We start from the raw sequence: 15,436 nt of genomic DNA on the forward strand, positions 1-15,436 counted from the left end.
TGAGTAGTGATGTATGCCAGCAAAAGTAGTGGTGATAGGCAGCCTGAACATGGACCTGGTGACCCGCGCGTCACGGTTGCCCCGTGGCGGTGAAACGCTGATTGGTGAGTCGTTTGCCACGGTCTCCGGTGGCAAGGGTGCCAATCAGGCGGTTGCTGCGGCGCGACTGGGGGCGCAGGTGTCGATGGTCGGTTGTGTGGGCAGCGACGCCTATGGCGAGGAACTGCGCGGAGCGCTGTTGGCCGACCGTATCGATTGTCAGGCGGTCAGCACCGTCGATGGTGCCAGCGGTGTGGCGTTGATCGTGGTCGATGACAACAGCCAGAACGCGATCGTGATTGTCGCCGGTGCCAACGGTGCACTGACGCCGGCAGTGATTGACCGCTTCGATGCGGTGTTGCAGGCAGCGGATGTGATCATCTGTCAGCTCGAAGTGCCGGATGCCACGGTCGGTCATGCGCTCAAGCGCGGTCGTGAACTGGGTAAAACCGTGATTCTCAACCCGGCGCCCGCCAGCCGACCGTTGCCGGCAGACTGGTATGCGGCCATCGACTATCTGATCCCTAACGAGAGCGAGGCCTCGGCCCTTAGCGGTTTGCTGGTGGATTCACTGGAAACCGCCGAAGTCGCGGCGACCCGATTGATCGCCATGGGGGCCGGCAAGGTGATCATCACCCTCGGTGCCCAAGGCTCGCTGTTTGCCAATGGCAAAAGCTTCGAACACTTTCCGGCGCCGAAGGTAAAGGCGGTCGATACCACGGCGGCGGGCGATACCTTTGTCGGCGGTTTTGCTGCCGCACTGGCCGCCGGCAAAAACGAGGCGCAAGCGATCCGTTTCGGCCAGGTCGCTGCGGCGCTGTCAGTGACCCGTGCCGGCGCGCAACCCTCGATCCCCACTTTGTCCGACGTACAGGCCTTTAAAGCACCATGAAAAAAACACCGTTGCTCAACATCGCGCTGTCGCGACTGATCGCTTCCCTGGGGCATGGCGACATGGTCGTGATTGGCGATGCCGGCCTGCCGGTTCCGCCGGGTGTCGAGCTGATCGACCTGGCCTTGACCCACGGCGTTCCGGATTTCATCAGCACGTTGAAGGTTGTGCTCAGCGAAATGCAGGTCGAAAGCCACGTCTTGGCCCTGGAAATTATGGACAAACAGCCGTCGGCGCTGGTGACGCTGGATGAGTTGAATGCCGAAGGTTCGCTGGGCCGGCGTGAGCTGCTCAGTCATGACCAATTCAAAGTCCTGAGCCGACAGGCGCGGGCGATTGTTCGTACAGGCGAATGTCAGCCGTACTGCAACGTCGTGCTGGTGGCCGGGGTCACGTTCTGATTCGTTTTCGTCTGTCTGCTTTTCCACGCACAAGGAGTGCGCTATGTACCGCTATGCTCAGAAACTGCACCATCTGCTCCAGAGTCTGCTGCTTTTGTCCCTGATTACCGCAACAAGCGCCCAGGCGGCGGAAAAGATCGACTTGATCATCGACACCGACCCGGGTGCCGACGACGTGGTCGCTTTGCTGTTTGCGCTGGCGTCACCAGAAGAACTGAACATCCGCGCGTTGACCACCGTCGCCGGCAACGTACGTCTGGACAAGACCTCGCGTAATGCCCGGCTTGCCCGCGAGTGGGCGGGGCGCGAGGATGTGCCGGTTTATGCCGGTGCGCCGAAACCGCTGATGCGTACGCCGATTTATGCCGAGAACATTCATGGTAAGGAAGGCCTGTCTGGCGTCACCGTGCATGAGCCGAAGCAAGGTTTGGCAAAGGGTAATGCAGTCAATTACCTGATCGACACCTTGAAAACCGCCAAGCCCCACAGCATCACCATCGCTATGCTCGGTCCACAGACCAACCTGGCGCTGGCGCTGATCCAGGAGCCCGAAATCGTTCAGGGCATCAAGGAAGTGGTGATCATGGGTGGTGCTCACTTCAACGGTGGCAACATCACCCCGGTGGCCGAGTTCAACCTGTTCGCCGACCCGCAGGCTGCCGAAGTGGTGCTGAAAAGTGGCGTCAAACTGACCTATCTGCCATTGGACGTGACCCACAAGATCCTCACCAGCGAAGCGCGCCTGAAGCAGATCGCCGCACTGAACAACAATGCCAGCAAGCTGGTGGGCGATATTCTCAACGAGTACGTTAAGGGCGACATGGAGCACTACGGCCTTCCGGGTGGCCCGGTGCATGACGCGACGGTCATTGCCTACCTGCTCAAGCCGGAGCTGTTTACTGGCCGTTCGGTCAATGTGGTGGTTGATAGCCGCGAAGGCCCGACCTTCGGTCAAACCATCGTTGACTGGTATGACGGCCTGAAAGCGCCGAAAAACGCTTTCTGGGTCGAAAGCGGTGATGCCCAGGGTTTCTTCGACCTGCTGACCCAGCGTCTGGCTCGTCTGAAGTAAGTTGCACACCCGCAGGTGCCAGCCTGCGGGGTTACTCCCTTTCGTTGTATTCAGCGCCCTTGTAGTCGGCCGGGTACTTCTCGAATACCTGCGCGATGAAGGTTTGCGCCGCTTCAGTCCCCAGCTCCTTGACCAATAGATCGATACCAATGATTGCCAGCTCTTCCGGACTGCCCGGGCTGTAAGAGCTGTGGCCTTGCGGCCACTTGGCTTTGATGTCGGCGTCGATGCTTACGGTGGTCATGTTGGCGCTCGTGAATTCGGGAAAGTCTGGGGGTGAGTTAAGCATTTTGCAGAGTGTTTGGCACTCCGACTTAGGCATGAGGGAAAGGCTATGCGACACTTGGGTTTTGATGATTTTTCAAGGACCGTGCTGTGCAGATTGATTTGAACTCTCCTGACGGCTTGACCCTTGAGGCAGTGCGCCAGCTGCTGGCCTCTGCCAGTGATGATGAGCACACCCAATTGCGGGTGACCAAGGGCGGCATCGCTTACATTTCATCGGGTGTCGTGGGCGGCACGGACATCGGCGGGCTGCTGTTTCGTCTGGAGACGTGGGCCAAGGGCTCGGGGTATGTGGGATTGGTCGCGGCCAGTGACGAGGTGTGGGTCATGCAGATTTTCAATGCGCTGAAAGAGAACTGGCCATCACCACCATTCGATTACATCGATATTTATTGAGCGCAGGTCATATTCAGTCACGATTGCGGGGTGAATGACCGGGAGTGCTCAGGCAAACTCGCCGCTTGTCCGGGGCGAGGGCAGGGCGCTGGCGCTGCCTGTGAAACCAAACGCCAGATTGGCGGTCGCACGATCTCAGCTTAACTATTGAAAAAAGGAGGCTTCATGCCTTGGAAGCTCGCGTCATTGGGTACTTTGTTGGCCGCTAGTCTGCTGGCAGGTTGCAGCAGCACATCTACCGAATCGGCAACAGACCCTGTCACGACGACGGATACCGGCCACAGTCGATGCGAAGCAAAGGCTGCCGAATTCACCATTGGCAAAAAGGCTTCGCCCGCGCTGCTGGAGCAGGCGCGTGTTCGAGCAGGCGCGCAGAATGCCCGTATCCTCAAGCCTGACGATATGGTGACGCTGGAGTACCGCTCCGACCGCTTGAACCTGAACACCGATGCCAACCTGGTGATCACGCGCATCAACTGCGGCTGATAGCGTCCGGCTTTTGCTTCACCCATAAAAAACCCCGTCACATGGACGGGGTTTTTTTAGTGCGCCGAGAAATTACTCTGGGCGAACTTGAGCAGCTTGCATACCCTTTTGGCCTTTCTCAGCCACGAAGGAAACAGTCTGGCCTTCTTTCAGGCTTTTGAAACCGTCGCTTTCGATAGCTTTGAAGTGTACGAACAGGTCGTCACCGCCACCTTGAGGAGTGATGAAGCCGAAGCCTTTTTCATCGTTGAACCATTTAACGGTGCCGGTTTGGCGATTAGACATGGTGTATCTCCAAGAAACATATATTTTCAGTAGTACTGTGCTGCTCAGGCCAACTGGGCACACCGGGGTATCATAGTCGAAATGTTCGCTTTGGGAGCCCCCCGGACGTGCTGTTTGCCCTACAGTCGCGCTTTCTTTGTTGCCTGATGTGGCTGAAAGCCCCGATTTAAAAGGCTTTCAGCCGAAAGTAAAGACGATAAAAAAACCTGTAAAACCTGCATAAATTGTCGAAAAAGGCGGTTTTCAGATGCCTTTTGCCGGCACCAAACCCTTTTTTGACGCCTTGTCGGGCTTATTTTTTCTGCGGATTATTGGCCTTGCACTTGGAAATCTGGGTCAGGGCCTGTTGTTTCAGGGCGTCACTGGCCTGGTTGTCCATCAACGACTGAATGTCGCTGGCCGGGTATGACTTGATTGCATCGGCACCACAAGCGCAGTGGGCTTTTGCAGCCGCAGCGCCGATCTGAGGGGTGGCCGCTTCGGTGCACTGAGCCATGTATTTCTCGCGCTCGCCCTTCGGCCAATCGGCATGGGCGGCCAACGGCAGCAACAGGACGATGGGGGCGACTACTGCGAACAAACGATTCAGACGCATGCTGGGATGCTCCTTGTGGGTCAATGTCTTGTTATCTGAGGGGTAAAGCGGGGGTCAAGTTCAGCACTCTGGCATAAAAAGGACTGATTTGCCCCAGCAGAAAACCTCGGCACCGCGACGACCGTTCATCTGTGCTAGCATGCCTGGCTCGGGTATTTGCAAGCTCCGCAGACCTTCAGTCTCGGTGGCGGCAGATGTTCGAATAACCCTGATTTGAATCCCAGTCACTCTGGTTCGGTTTTCCGGTTGGCCGCAAGGCTCCTGCCGCTGTAAGGCAGGCGTTCGTCATTGAATGGCCTGGACCGGATCTTGTACTGGCTCATCCCAACCCACGTGACCTTTGGTAGGGGTCACCACTAGGAGAGGAGGCGCCATGCCAACTATTACTCTTCCCGACGGCAGTCAACGTTCATTCGATCACCCGGTTTCCGTAGCCGAGGTCGCCGCATCCATTGGTGCAGGTCTGGCCAAGGCCACCGTGGCCGGCAAGGTCGATGGCAAGCTGGTCGACGCCAGCGACATCATCAGCGCCGACGCTACGCTGCAAATCATTACGCCAAAGGATGAAGAGGGGCTGGAGATCATTCGCCACTCTTGCGCCCACCTGGTTGGCCATGCGGTCAAGCAGCTGTATCCGACCGCCAAAATGGTCATCGGCCCGGTCATCGACGAAGGCTTCTATTACGACATCGCCTTCGAGCGTCCTTTTACTCCGGACGACCTGGCCGCCATCGAACAGCGCATGCAACAGCTGATCGAAAAAGATTACGACGTGATCAAGAAAGTCACTCCGCGCGCCGAAGTGATCGAAGTGTTCAAGGCCCGTGGCGAAGACTACAAGCTGCGCCTGGTCGAGGACATGCCGAACGAACAGGCCATGGGCCTGTACTATCACGAAGAATACGTCGACATGTGCCGCGGTCCGCACGTGCCGAACACCCGCTTCCTGAAATCCTTCAAGCTGACCAAGTTGTCCGGCGCCTACTGGCGTGGCGATGCCAAGAACGAGCAATTGCAGCGCGTCTACGGCACCGCATGGGCGGACAAGAAGCAGCTGGCGGCTTACATCCAGCGCATCGAAGAAGCTGAAAAGCGCGATCACCGCAAGATCGGCAAGCGCCTGGGCCTGTTCCACACCCAGGAAGAGTCGCCGGGCATGGTGTTCTGGCACCCGAACGGCTGGACGCTGTATCAGGTACTCGAGCAGTACATGCGTAAGGTTCAGCGCGACAACGGCTACCTGGAGATCAAGACTCCACAAGTCGTTGACCGCAGCCTGTGGGAGAAATCCGGGCACTGGGCCAACTACGCCGACAACATGTTCACCACTCAGTCGGAAAACCGCGACTACGCCATCAAGCCAATGAACTGCCCTTGCCACGTGCAAGTGTTCAACCAGGGCCTGAAAAGCTACCGCGAGTTGCCGATGCGCCTGGCCGAGTTCGGTGCCTGCCACCGTAACGAGCCATCGGGTGCGCTGCACGGCATCATGCGTGTGCGTGCGTTCACTCAGGACGACGCCCATATCTTCTGCACCGAAGAGCAGATGCAGGCCGAATCCGCTGCGTTCATCAAGCTGACCATGGACGTCTACGCCGACTTCGGCTTCAAAGATGTCGAGATGAAGCTGTCCACTCGTCCGGAAAAACGCGTCGGTTCCGACGAGCTGTGGGACCGCGCCGAAGCCGCATTGGCTGCAGCCCTTGATAGCGCTGGCCTGCCGTACGATCTGCAGCCGGGCGAGGGTGCGTTCTACGGTCCGAAGATCGAGTTCTCGCTGAAAGATTGCCTTGGTCGCGTCTGGCAGTGTGGTACCCTGCAGCTCGATTTTAACCTGCCTGTCCGTCTGGGAGCCGAATACGTCTCCGAAGACAACAGTCGCAAGCATCCGGTGATGTTGCACCGGGCGATCCTTGGATCCTTCGAACGTTTCGTCGGAATCCTGATCGAGCACTACGAGGGTGCATTCCCTGCGTGGCTGGCTCCGACCCAGGCAGTGATCATGAACATCACTGACAAACAGGCCGATTTTGCCGCCGAGGTTGAAAAAACTCTCAACGAAAGCGGATTTCGTGCCAAGTCTGACTTGAGAAATGAAAAGATCGGCTTTAAAATCCGCGAGCATACTTTGCTCAAGGTTCCCTATCTCTTGGTTATCGGAGATCGGGAAGTCGAGATGCAGACTGTCGCTGTGCGTACTCGTGAAGGTGCTGACCTGGGCTCGATGCCCGTCGCCCAGTTCGCTGAGTTTCTCGCGCAAGCGGTTTCCCGGCGTGGTCGCCCAGATTCGGAGTAATTATTATTAAGCGTGAAATGAGACAAGATAAACGAGCTGCACCGAAAGCCCCGATCAACGAGAATATCTCGGCACGCGAGGTTCGGTTAATTGGGGCTGAAGGTGAACAGCTTGGGATTGTGTCAATTGAAGACGCGCTTCTTAAGGCTGAAGAGGCCAAGCTGGATTTGGTGGAGATTTCCGCCGATGCAGTACCCCCTGTTTGCAAACTGATGGACTACGGCAAATCGATCTTCGAGAAGAAGAAGCAGATTGCCGCGGCCAAGAAAAACCAGAAGCAGATTCAGGTTAAAGAAATCAAGTTTCGTCCAGGGACGGAGGAAGGGGATTACCAGGTAAAACTGCGCAACCTGGTACGTTTCCTGAGTGATGGGGACAGGGCCAAGGTATCCTTGCGATTCCGCGGCCGTGAGATGGCCCACCAGGAGCTGGGGATGGAACTCCTCAAGCGAGTTGAAGGTGACTTGCTCGAGTACGGTTCGGTCGAACAGCATCCTAAGATGGAAGGACGCCAGCTGATCATGGTCATCGCCCCGAAAAAGAAGAAGTAATCAACAGGGCACGGCAGGCCTTCTGATTATGTTTATCAACTGAATGCGGAGTATCCGAACATGCCAAAAATGAAAACGAAAAGTGGTGCTGCTAAGCGGTTTCTGAAAACTGCTAACGGTATCAAGCACAAGCACGCTTTCAAGAGCCACATCCTGACTAAAATGTCGACCAAGCGTAAGCGTCAACTGCGCGGTAGCAGCTTGCTGCATCCGTCTGACGTGGCAAAAGTCGAGCGCATGCTGCGCCTTCGTTAATTTTAGTCAAGAATAGAGGAAGTAACTCATGGCTCGTGTAAAGCGTGGCGTCATTGCCCGTAAACGTCACAAAAAAATTCTGAAACTTGCTAAAGGCTACTACGGCGCTCGCTCGCGCGTATTCCGTGTTGCCAAGCAAGCGGTAATCAAGGCAGGCCAATACGCCTACCGTGACCGTCGTCAGAAAAAACGTCAGTTCCGCGCTCTGTGGATCGCTCGTATCAACGCTGGTGCACGTATCAACGGTCTGTCCTACAGCCGTTTCATCGCCGGCCTGAAAAAAGCGTCCATCGAGATCGACCGTAAGGTTCTGGCTGATCTGGCAGTGAACGAAAAAGCGGCGTTTGCTGCGATTGTCGAGAAAGCTAAAGCCACCTTGGCTTAAGTACCCCCGACAGTCACCCGGCCTCACCTCTGTGGGGCCAGGTGTTAAACGTCATAAATAGGGGAAGAGCCTTCAAGCTCTTCCCCTATTTTGTATCTGGAGTCTGTACATGGAAAACCTGGATGCGCTCGTCTCTCAAGCACTAGAGGCTGTGCAAAGCGCTGAAGATATCAATGCCCTGGAGCAAATCCGGGTTCACTACCTTGGCAAAAAGGGTGAATTGACTCAGGTGATGAAGACCCTGGGGAATTTGCCGGCAGAAGAGCGTCCGCAAGTCGGCGCCCTGATCAACGTTGCCAAGGAGCGTGTCACAGAGGTTCTCAATGCCCGCAAGGCACTGTTTGAAGAGGCCGACCTGGCCGCCAAACTGTCTGCCGAGTCCATTGACGTGACCCTGCCTGGCCGTGGCCAGACCTCGGGTGGTCTGCATCCGGTTACTCGCACTCTGGAACGTATCGAACAGTTCTTCACCCACATTGGCTACGGCATCGCCGAAGGTCCTGAGGTCGAAGACGATTACCACAACTTCGAAGCGCTCAACATCCCAGGCCATCACCCGGCCCGGTCGATGCATGACACCTTCTATTTCAATGCCAACATGTTGTTGCGCACCCATACCTCGCCGGTACAGGTCCGCACCATGGAATCGAAACAGCCACCGATCCGCATCGTCTGCCCAGGCCGTGTGTACCGTAGCGACTCCGATATCACCCACTCGCCGATGTTCCACCAGGTCGAAGGCCTGCTGGTCGATCGCGATATCAACTTCGCCGACCTGAAAGGGACCATCGAAGAATTCCTGCGCGTGTTCTTCGAAAAAGAACTGGCCGTGCGTTTCCGTCCTTCGTACTTCCCGTTCACCGAGCCATCCGCTGAAGTCGACATGGAATGCGTGATGTGCAGCGGCAAAGGCTGCCGTGTCTGCAAGCAGACTGGCTGGCTGGAAGTGATGGGCTGCGGCATGGTTCACCCGAACGTGCTGCGCATGTCCGGGATCGACCCGGAAGAGTTTTCGGGCTTTGCCTTCGGCATGGGCGTTGAGCGTCTGGCCATGCTGCGTTACGGCGTGAACGACTTGCGTCTGTTCTTCGACAACGACTTGCGGTTCCTCGCGCAATTTCGCTAGTCGTAACGAATTCTTAGGAGAGCAGGATGAAATTCAGTGAACAATGGCTGCGTGGCTGGGTTAGCCCGCAGGTAAGTCGCGACGAGCTGGTTGCCCGTCTGTCGATGGCCGGTCTTGAGGTCGATAGCGTTACGCCGGCCGCCGGTGAATTCAGCGGTGTGGTGGTGGGCGAGGTGCTGAGCACCGAGCAGCACCCGGACGCTGACAAGTTGCGTGTTTGCCAGGTCAGCAATGGCTCGGAGACTTTTCAGGTAGTGTGCGGTGCGCCAAACGTGCGTCCGGGCCTGAAGATTCCGTTTGCCATGATCGGTGCCGAACTGCCGGGCGACTTCAAAATCAAGAAAGCCAAGCTGCGTGGCGTTGAGTCCAACGGCATGCTGTGCTCGCAAGCCGAACTGCAAGTGGGCGAAGGCAACGATGGCCTGATGGAGTTGCCGGTCGATGCGCCGGTCGGTCAGGACATTCGTGAATACCTGAACCTGGACGACGCCAGCATCGAGGTCGACCTGACCCCGAACCGCGGCGACTGCCTGTCCCTGGCCGGTCTGGCCCGTGAAGTCGGCGCGCTGTACGCCGCTGAAGTCACCCGCCCGGTCGTGGCGACCGTTCCCGCCGTGCACGATGAAGTGCGTTCGGTTGAGGTGCTGGCACCAGCCGCTTGCCCGCGTTACCTGGGGCGAGTGATCCGCAACGTCGACCTGTCCAAGCCTACGCCGCTGTGGATGGTCGAGCGTCTGCGTCGCGCCGATGTGCGCAGCATTGATGCGGCCGTCGACATCACTAACTACGTGATGCTGGAGCTGGGTCAACCGCTGCACGCGTTCGATCTCGCCGAAATCAATGGCGGCATCCGCGTGCGTATGGCCGAAGAAGGCGAGAAGCTGGTGCTGCTCGACGGTCAGGAAGTCAGCCTGCGTAGCGATACGCTGGTGATCGCCGACCACACCCGCGCCCTGGCAATCGCCGGCGTAATGGGCGGCGAGCACAGCGGCGTCAACACCGCGACCACTCGTGACATTTTCCTTGAAAGTGCGTTCTTCGATCAGATCGCCGTGGCTGGCAAGGCTCGTTCCTACGGCCTGCACACCGACGCCTCGCACCGCTACGAGCGTGGCGTGGACTGGCAACTGGCCCGTGAAGCCATGGAGCGCGCCACTGGCCTGCTGTTGGACATCACTGGCGGCGAAGCCGGCCCGATCATCGAGACCGTCAGCGAACAGCACCTGCCTTCGATTGCGCCGGTTACTCTGCGTGCGCAACGCATCACTCAGATGCTGGGTATGGAAATGGATTCGGCCGAAGTCGAGCGCCTGCTCAGCGGCCTGGGTCTGAAGATTTCTGCCGATGGGGCAGGGCAGTGGCGCGTTGAAGTGCCAAGCCATCGCTTCGACATCAGCCTCGAAGTCGACCTGATCGAAGAGCTGGCCCGTCTGTACGGTTACAACCGTCTGCCGGTTCGCTATCCGCAAGCCCGTCTGGCGCCGCAAGCCAAGGCTGAAGCGCGTAGCGATCTGCCTGAACTGCGTCGCCTGCTGGTGGCTCGCGGTTATCAGGAAGCGATCACCTACAGCTTCATCGATCCGAAACAATTCGAGTTGTTTAATCCGGGTGTCGAGCCGCTGCTGCTGGCTAACCCGATTTCCAACGACATGGCGGCCATGCGCTCGTCCCTGTGGCCTGGTCTGGTCAAGGCGCTTCAGCACAACCTGAACCGTCAACAGGATCGCGTGCGTCTGTTCGAAAGCGGTCTGCGTTTTGTCGGTCAGCTGGAAGGCTTGAAGCAAGAGCCGATGTTGGCGGGTGTCGTTTGCGGTACTCGTCTTCCGGAAGGCTGGGCGCAAGGCCGCGACGTCGTGGATTTCTTCGACGTGAAAGCTGACGTGGAAGCGGTTCTGGGCTTCGCCGGTGCACTGGATTCGTTCACGTTCGTGCCAGGCAAACACCCAGCGTTGCACCCGGGTCAAACCGCGCGCATCGAGCGCGAAGGCCGTTTGGTAGGTTTCGTTGGCGCAATCCACCCTGAATTGTCGAAAACCCTCGGTCTCGATCGTCCGGTCTTCGTTTTCGAGCTGGTTCTGGCCGAAGTGGCGTTGGGTAAAATGCCTAAATTCCAGGAGTTGTCGCGCTTTCCTGAAGTGCGTCGTGACCTTGCGCTGATCGCCGAAAAAGACGTCGCAGCCAGTGCTGTACTGGACGTAATCCGTGAAAATGCAGGGGAATGGCTGACGGACCTCAGGCTATTTGACGTGTATCAGGGTAAAGGCATTGATCCTGATAGAAAAAGCCTTGCAGTCGGCTTGACCTGGCAGCATCCATCGCGCACTCTTAATGACGATGAGGTGAATACCACGACGCAAAACATCCTCACCTCGCTCGAACAAAGGTTGAACGCCACGTTAAGGAAGTGACGTATGGGGGCTCTGACGAAAGCTGAAATGGCGGAACGTCTGTATGAAGAGCTGGGCCTGAATAAACGGGAGGCCAAGGAATTGGTCGAACTGTTTTTTGAAGAAATCAGGCACGCTCTTGAAGACAACGAACAAGTCAAATTGTCCGGTTTCGGCAATTTCGACCTTCGGGACAAACGCCAGCGGCCTGGCCGCAATCCGAAAACGGGTGAAGAAATCCCGATCACGGCTCGCCGTGTGGTCACCTTTCGTCCAGGGCAGAAGTTGAAGGCCCGAGTTGAGGCTTATGCTGGAACCAAGTCATAACGACGAGCTACCCGTCATCCCAGGCAAACGCTACTTCACCATTGGTGAAGTCAGCGAGCTGTGTGCGGTAAAACCGCACGTGCTGCGCTATTGGGAGCAGGAGTTTCCTCAACTCAACCCCGTCAAACGGCGCGGAAACCGCCGATATTATCAGCGACAAGACGTGCTGATGATCCGGCAGATCCGCGCGCTTCTTTACGATCAAGGGTTCACCATCGGCGGCGCACGCTTGCGTTTGTCCGGCGATGAAGCCAAAGACGACACCACTCAATACAAACAGATGATTCGGCAGATGATCGCCGAATTGGAAGATGTGCTGGTGGTCCTCAAGAAATAAATTCATGCGTTTGAATACTTCCAGTTTTCAAAAGCTTGCGATATATTCTTGAGCGTTCTTCGAGATGAAGGACGAGTTTCACGCCTAGTCGGGGCGTAGCGCAGTCCGGTAGCGCACTAGCATGGGGTGCTAGGGGTCGAGTGTTCGAATCACTCCGTCCCGACCATATTTTTCAATAGCTTAGCGGTCATTTCTGAACGCTTAGTTTTTAGCCCTAGTGACTTTGCGAGTGAGCTAGGGTTTTTTATTCAAGCCTGCCTCCTTTTCAGAATCGTCAGCGCTGGTGCGCGCGAGTCGGTTACTGATACCTTATTTGCAGCTTCAATCAGTTGGTCCAGCTCTGCGGCCGAGTAGTGACTGGTGATGCTGCCGTTCTTGTGTCCAAGCAATGCCTTGCGATCCTCTTCGGTGACACCTGCTGCGCGCAGTCGTCTGCCAAAGGTGTGCTTCAGGTCGTGAACCCGGATCTTGGTGAACCCTTCATGTGGTGCTCGAAGATGTTTCTCGAGCCACTTCTTGGTCGCCCTGATCCTTGCTCGCTTCCAGGCCGAGTCGTTCATCCGGTGAATCATGGTGGCCTCACCATGTTCATCAGGCATCCCAAATGGGAATACGAAATGCTTGTGCTGCCCGCGCTGCTTTTCGATGATCGACTTGGCCACACTGTTCAATATCACCAAGCGCTCGTCCCGGTTCTTCACGCCGGATCGTTCGCTCCTGCCTCCAAAGCCGGCCGGGATCAGAAACACGCTCGTTCCCAGTTCCGGCACCGCAATCTCCCATTCCCACCGAAGTTTGCACACCTCCTGTTCGCGACAACCGGTGTTCACCTTGAACATCGCCATGACCTGCAGATGCGCTGGAAGCTCAGAGAATAGGACCGATTGCTCTTCCCACGAAAGCGGGTAGGGCTTGCGACTGGTCGTCTTCTCATCCAGCAGTGAGATCATCGGCACGGTATCGAGCCAAGGCCTGCGCTCATCATCTCGCCACTTCCTGGCACACAGGTTCAAAACCCGAATTACCCGTTGAAGGGCGATGTTCACAGTCCTATTGGTGACTGGCTTCTTCTTTTTGTCTGTCGGCTTCAGCTTCGACTGGATATACGGCGCCAGTGCCGCGTCATCTATATAGGTGATCGGCAAGTGTCCAATGAAGGGATCAAGCTGAGCCATATACGTCGCCGAAATATGGATCGAGGGCTGATCCTGCACCTCCAGAAGAAACTTGGTGGACGCCTCCCGCCAAGTCCTGACCTGCTTTACCCCGTAGACCTTCTGTTGGCGTAGCTTTTCGAGCAAGTGAATCAGGAATTGCTCTGCTTCCGCCCGGTCACGAGTGCCAGTACTCTCTTGAATTCGTTCTCCTCTGTAGATTTTGTCGATTTTCCAGATGCCGCTCGGCATCTGCTGGAGCCCTGTGATTGCTTTTTGGGCCATAGTGGCGCATCTCCTTTTGCTCCACTGCGGCGCTCGCTGCGGGGCTGATTGTTGTCTTGATTGGCGGCCTTTTCAATCGACTTGCGCGCGACGTAGGCGTCGGCCCATGCATCCAGCTCGGCGCGGTCGAACCCAACCCCTTGTTTGCCAATGGGGAATTCGCGGATGTATGGGCGCACATCGGAATCAAAAATAGCGCGGCACATGCCCAGGTAGGCCGGTGCGTGCTTGGCCCGGATGAAGCGGGGGAGAATCGCGAGTTCGGCGCTCATGGGCTCTCCTTACTGATGGCTTTGTAACCTTCGATTTCAGCCATGTCCCGGTCATAGTCGCGGCGCGTCACCGGATGCATGTCGTCCGGCTGTTGGCCTTGGTACTTCTGGATAAATTCGCCTGCGAGCGATTCAGTACATCCGGCCAGGGCCTGCCGTAACCGATCAATCTGCCCGGCGATATGCTCCTCCAGTGATACCTGGTCCCGCTGCCAGTCGCGCTCGTCGTGCACATAGCCGAACCGGGCGCACAGCGCCCGGTGGAAGTTCTTGAAACTGGCGTGGGTTTCCTGAAACAGATTTCTCATGGCTTTACTTCCTTGCTCATCCAGTCAGCGAAACACTCGACGGTCATCGTCGTTTCGCTGTCCGGGAAGTCGACGGCCAGTTTCTCCATGAGGTATTCGTACAGGCTGCGCCGGCCGTCAGCCGTAGCAGTGCCCATGTCGATGGCAGTGAAGCCCGGCGTCGAGCCGCCTCTCAGGTGTTCGATCATCTGCGCCTGATTGGCGATGGTGGTCTGGGCCGCAATCAGCTCACTGTTTTCGTGTAGACATTTCTGGAGCGGGTGGAGAGCCGCATCGCAGTTCTCGCACACACCATTGTTGGCGGCCATGAAGCCTGCGCCATAGCTGTTTGCTTCATGCCCGTCACCGCAGGCGCACCAAACTGTTTCTTTATCGCTCATACTTTTCTCCAGGTAGCAGCCGACACCCGTGCCCAGCGCTCGGTCGTGACGATGATGAAATTGCGGATACCGGTCAGGACCTTGTGCATCTCGCCGTCGAACTCGACGAAGCTGTCCTTTTTGCGGATGTCGGGGACGCGGTCGATGGTGTCGAGCAGCTTGCCCGGGCCGCCATCGGCGTGTTGTTCGTGGATGTCATACTGCATGGCGAACCTCGCTGATGACTTTCATCATGCCCTTGGCGTAGTCCGCTGGATGGGCCAGCGCCGCCGCTTCCAGATTGCAAACCATCGTTTCCACCGGCCCGCGCTTATCGAACATGCAGCGCGGGAGATAAATGACGGATGCAAGCATCTCTGCCGCGTAGGAGCGGCCCTCTCTTTCTTCAATGTGAGACATAGGTACTCCATGCCGCGCGTGGCGGCAGAAGGTGGTTATTGGGTGGCTTTGGCGATTACGGCGCGAGCGCGCTCAACATAAATCTTTATGCCGGGGTTGGTGCTGGGCGAGTCCAGGTCGAAACGTTCAGCAATGTCATCCGCCAGATCTTTCAAAGCCTCGATCAGCTCTTCAGACAGTGCGCGCTCCTCCCTGCCGATATCCCAGAAGCGCTGACCCCAGTGCCCGGCTGGCGGCGGGTTTCGGTTTTGCACTCCGAAGGCCATCGCACCAACGACTGAATCGAGCAGGTCGCTTTTGTAGGCGTTGTCGCCGTCGATGCTGGCGCCTTTGCGCCGAAGATCGTCCAGCACTGCATCGAAGTCATCGGTGGTCGGCTTATCCAGGCCGTTGTATGGGGCGTAGCCTTTCAAGAGTGGTGAGTCAGCCACCTGATGATGCATGACCAGATGCTTTCGAAGCCTGGTGATATCGGCCTTCAAGTTGGCGATTTCTTCGGATTCAGACATAGGAATTCCTCGCC

23 protein-coding genes and 1 tRNA gene are annotated in these 15,436 nt (G+C 57.1%); 14 read left to right on the plus strand and 10 right to left on the minus strand.

From position 1 onward, the window contains the following. Positions 1-13 precede the first annotated feature (13 nt). From rbsK to J4E42_RS10320, 3 genes are read left to right on the plus strand one after another with little or no spacing between them, the layout of a single operon-like run. A complete protein-coding gene (gene rbsK / locus J4E42_RS10310; protein WP_207285163.1) occupies positions 14-931 on the plus strand; it encodes a ribokinase in 918 nt (305 codons plus the stop codon). Further along, complete coding sequence (gene rbsD, locus J4E42_RS10315; RefSeq protein ID WP_207285164.1) at positions 928-1,332, plus strand: D-ribose pyranase; 405 nt, start codon at positions 928-930, stop codon at positions 1,330-1,332. Before rbsK ends, rbsD begins: the two co-directional genes overlap by 4 nt. A 43-nt stretch (positions 1,333-1,375) precedes the next feature. Next, complete coding sequence (locus J4E42_RS10320; RefSeq protein WP_207285165.1) at positions 1,376-2,404, plus strand: nucleoside hydrolase; 1,029 nt, start codon at positions 1,376-1,378, stop codon at positions 2,402-2,404. Between the two features lie 31 nt (positions 2,405-2,435). Here J4E42_RS10320 and J4E42_RS10325 read toward each other — a convergent pair whose 3' ends face one another. Continuing rightward, on the minus strand, positions 2,436-2,648 hold the full coding sequence (locus J4E42_RS10325; RefSeq protein ID WP_008023978.1) for a hypothetical protein: 213 nt from the start codon (positions 2,646-2,648) through the stop codon (positions 2,436-2,438). A 131-nt stretch (positions 2,649-2,779) separates the two neighbouring features. Here J4E42_RS10325 and J4E42_RS10330 point away from each other — a divergent pair, with 131 nt between their 5' ends. Both J4E42_RS10330 and J4E42_RS10335 read left to right on the plus strand, forming a co-directional pair. Continuing rightward, positions 2,780-3,085 (plus strand): hypothetical protein, encoded by a 306-nt coding sequence (locus J4E42_RS10330; RefSeq protein ID WP_008023976.1) that lies wholly within the window; start codon positions 2,780-2,782, stop codon positions 3,083-3,085. Positions 3,086-3,250: 165 nt separating this feature from the next. Continuing rightward, positions 3,251-3,571, plus strand: a complete 321-nt coding sequence (locus J4E42_RS10335) for an I78 family peptidase inhibitor (protein ID WP_008037562.1) — start codon at positions 3,251-3,253, stop codon at positions 3,569-3,571. A gap of 72 nt (positions 3,572-3,643) precedes the next feature. On the opposite strand, the gene J4E42_RS10340 is transcribed toward J4E42_RS10335, so the two are convergent. Both J4E42_RS10340 and J4E42_RS10345 read right to left on the minus strand, forming a co-directional pair. After that, entirely contained in the window at positions 3,644-3,856 is a 213-nt protein-coding gene (locus J4E42_RS10340) for a cold-shock protein (protein WP_003179963.1), read from the minus strand. Between the two features lie 292 nt (positions 3,857-4,148). Then, positions 4,149-4,451 carry a hypothetical protein gene (locus tag J4E42_RS10345; protein ID WP_008037560.1) on the minus strand — a complete coding sequence of 101 codons (303 nt, stop codon included), beginning with the start codon at positions 4,449-4,451 and terminating at the stop codon, positions 4,149-4,151. 373 nt (positions 4,452-4,824) lie between these two features. Between J4E42_RS10345 and thrS the strand changes: the two genes are divergently transcribed. From thrS to J4E42_RS10390, 9 genes are all read left to right on the plus strand, one after another. Next, on the plus strand, positions 4,825-6,747 hold the full coding sequence (gene thrS, locus J4E42_RS10350; protein WP_008023971.1) for a threonine--tRNA ligase: 1,923 nt from the start codon (positions 4,825-4,827) through the stop codon (positions 6,745-6,747). Next, positions 6,747-7,298 (plus strand): translation initiation factor IF-3, encoded by a 552-nt coding sequence (gene infC, locus J4E42_RS10355; protein WP_172435341.1) that lies wholly within the window; start codon positions 6,747-6,749, stop codon positions 7,296-7,298. The genes thrS and infC overlap by 1 nt, the downstream gene beginning before the upstream one ends. A gap of 60 nt (positions 7,299-7,358) precedes the next feature. Next, a complete protein-coding gene (rpmI, locus tag J4E42_RS10360) occupies positions 7,359-7,553 on the plus strand; it encodes a 50S ribosomal protein L35 (protein ID WP_002553160.1) in 195 nt (64 codons plus the stop codon). Between the two features lie 28 nt (positions 7,554-7,581). Further along, positions 7,582-7,938, plus strand: coding sequence for a 50S ribosomal protein L20 (gene rplT, locus J4E42_RS10365; RefSeq protein WP_007905879.1), 357 nt, complete (start codon positions 7,582-7,584; stop codon positions 7,936-7,938). Between the two features lie 109 nt (positions 7,939-8,047). Then, positions 8,048-9,064, plus strand: coding sequence for a phenylalanine--tRNA ligase subunit alpha (pheS, locus tag J4E42_RS10370; protein ID WP_007905876.1), 1,017 nt, complete (start codon positions 8,048-8,050; stop codon positions 9,062-9,064). A gap of 26 nt (positions 9,065-9,090) precedes the next feature. After that, positions 9,091-11,472 carry a phenylalanine--tRNA ligase subunit beta gene (gene pheT / locus J4E42_RS10375; protein ID WP_008023968.1) on the plus strand — a complete coding sequence of 794 codons (2,382 nt, stop codon included), beginning with the start codon at positions 9,091-9,093 and terminating at the stop codon, positions 11,470-11,472. 3 nt (positions 11,473-11,475) lie between these two features. Further along, positions 11,476-11,778 (plus strand): integration host factor subunit alpha, encoded by a 303-nt coding sequence (gene ihfA, locus J4E42_RS10380; RefSeq protein ID WP_002553164.1) that lies wholly within the window; start codon positions 11,476-11,478, stop codon positions 11,776-11,778. Beyond that, complete coding sequence (locus J4E42_RS10385; RefSeq protein WP_003179985.1) at positions 11,759-12,115, plus strand: MerR family transcriptional regulator; 357 nt, start codon at positions 11,759-11,761, stop codon at positions 12,113-12,115. The genes ihfA and J4E42_RS10385 overlap by 20 nt, the downstream gene beginning before the upstream one ends. An 89-nt stretch (positions 12,116-12,204) precedes the next feature. Further along, positions 12,205-12,281 (plus strand) — tRNA-Pro (locus J4E42_RS10390). Between the two features lie 82 nt (positions 12,282-12,363). Here the strand turns inward: J4E42_RS10390 and J4E42_RS10395 are convergent. Genes J4E42_RS10395 through J4E42_RS29430 form a run of 7 tightly spaced genes read right to left on the minus strand, consistent with a single transcriptional unit; the run spans position 12,364 to position 15,422 of the window. After that, entirely contained in the window at positions 12,364-13,521 is a 1,158-nt protein-coding gene (locus J4E42_RS10395) for a tyrosine-type recombinase/integrase (RefSeq protein ID WP_259331679.1), read from the minus strand. Further along, positions 13,422-13,826, minus strand: coding sequence for a hypothetical protein (locus J4E42_RS29425; protein WP_259331674.1), 405 nt, complete (start codon positions 13,824-13,826; stop codon positions 13,422-13,424). The genes J4E42_RS10395 and J4E42_RS29425 overlap by 100 nt, the downstream gene beginning before the upstream one ends. Next, positions 13,823-14,134 (minus strand): hypothetical protein, encoded by a 312-nt coding sequence (locus J4E42_RS10400; RefSeq protein ID WP_207285167.1) that lies wholly within the window; start codon positions 14,132-14,134, stop codon positions 13,823-13,825. Before J4E42_RS10400 ends, J4E42_RS29425 begins: the two co-directional genes overlap by 4 nt. Then, positions 14,131-14,514: a hypothetical protein gene (locus J4E42_RS10405; protein ID WP_207285168.1), complete on the minus strand. Its 384-nt coding sequence runs from the start codon at positions 14,512-14,514 to the stop codon at positions 14,131-14,133. The genes J4E42_RS10400 and J4E42_RS10405 overlap by 4 nt, the downstream gene beginning before the upstream one ends. Then, positions 14,511-14,720 carry a hypothetical protein gene (locus J4E42_RS10410; protein ID WP_207285169.1) on the minus strand — a complete coding sequence of 70 codons (210 nt, stop codon included), beginning with the start codon at positions 14,718-14,720 and terminating at the stop codon, positions 14,511-14,513. The genes J4E42_RS10405 and J4E42_RS10410 overlap by 4 nt, the downstream gene beginning before the upstream one ends. Then, complete coding sequence (locus J4E42_RS10415) at positions 14,710-14,913, minus strand: hypothetical protein (protein WP_207285170.1); 204 nt, start codon at positions 14,911-14,913, stop codon at positions 14,710-14,712. The genes J4E42_RS10410 and J4E42_RS10415 overlap by 11 nt, the downstream gene beginning before the upstream one ends. Positions 14,914-14,948: 35 nt before the next feature. Continuing rightward, entirely contained in the window at positions 14,949-15,422 is a 474-nt protein-coding gene (locus J4E42_RS29430) for a hypothetical protein (RefSeq protein ID WP_259331675.1), read from the minus strand. Positions 15,423-15,436 lie beyond the last annotated feature (14 nt).

It is taken from the genome of Pseudomonas sp. FW300-N2A2, assembly GCF_017351735.1.
Taxonomy (GTDB): Bacteria; Pseudomonadota; Gammaproteobacteria; order Pseudomonadales; family Pseudomonadaceae; genus Aquipseudomonas; species Aquipseudomonas migulae.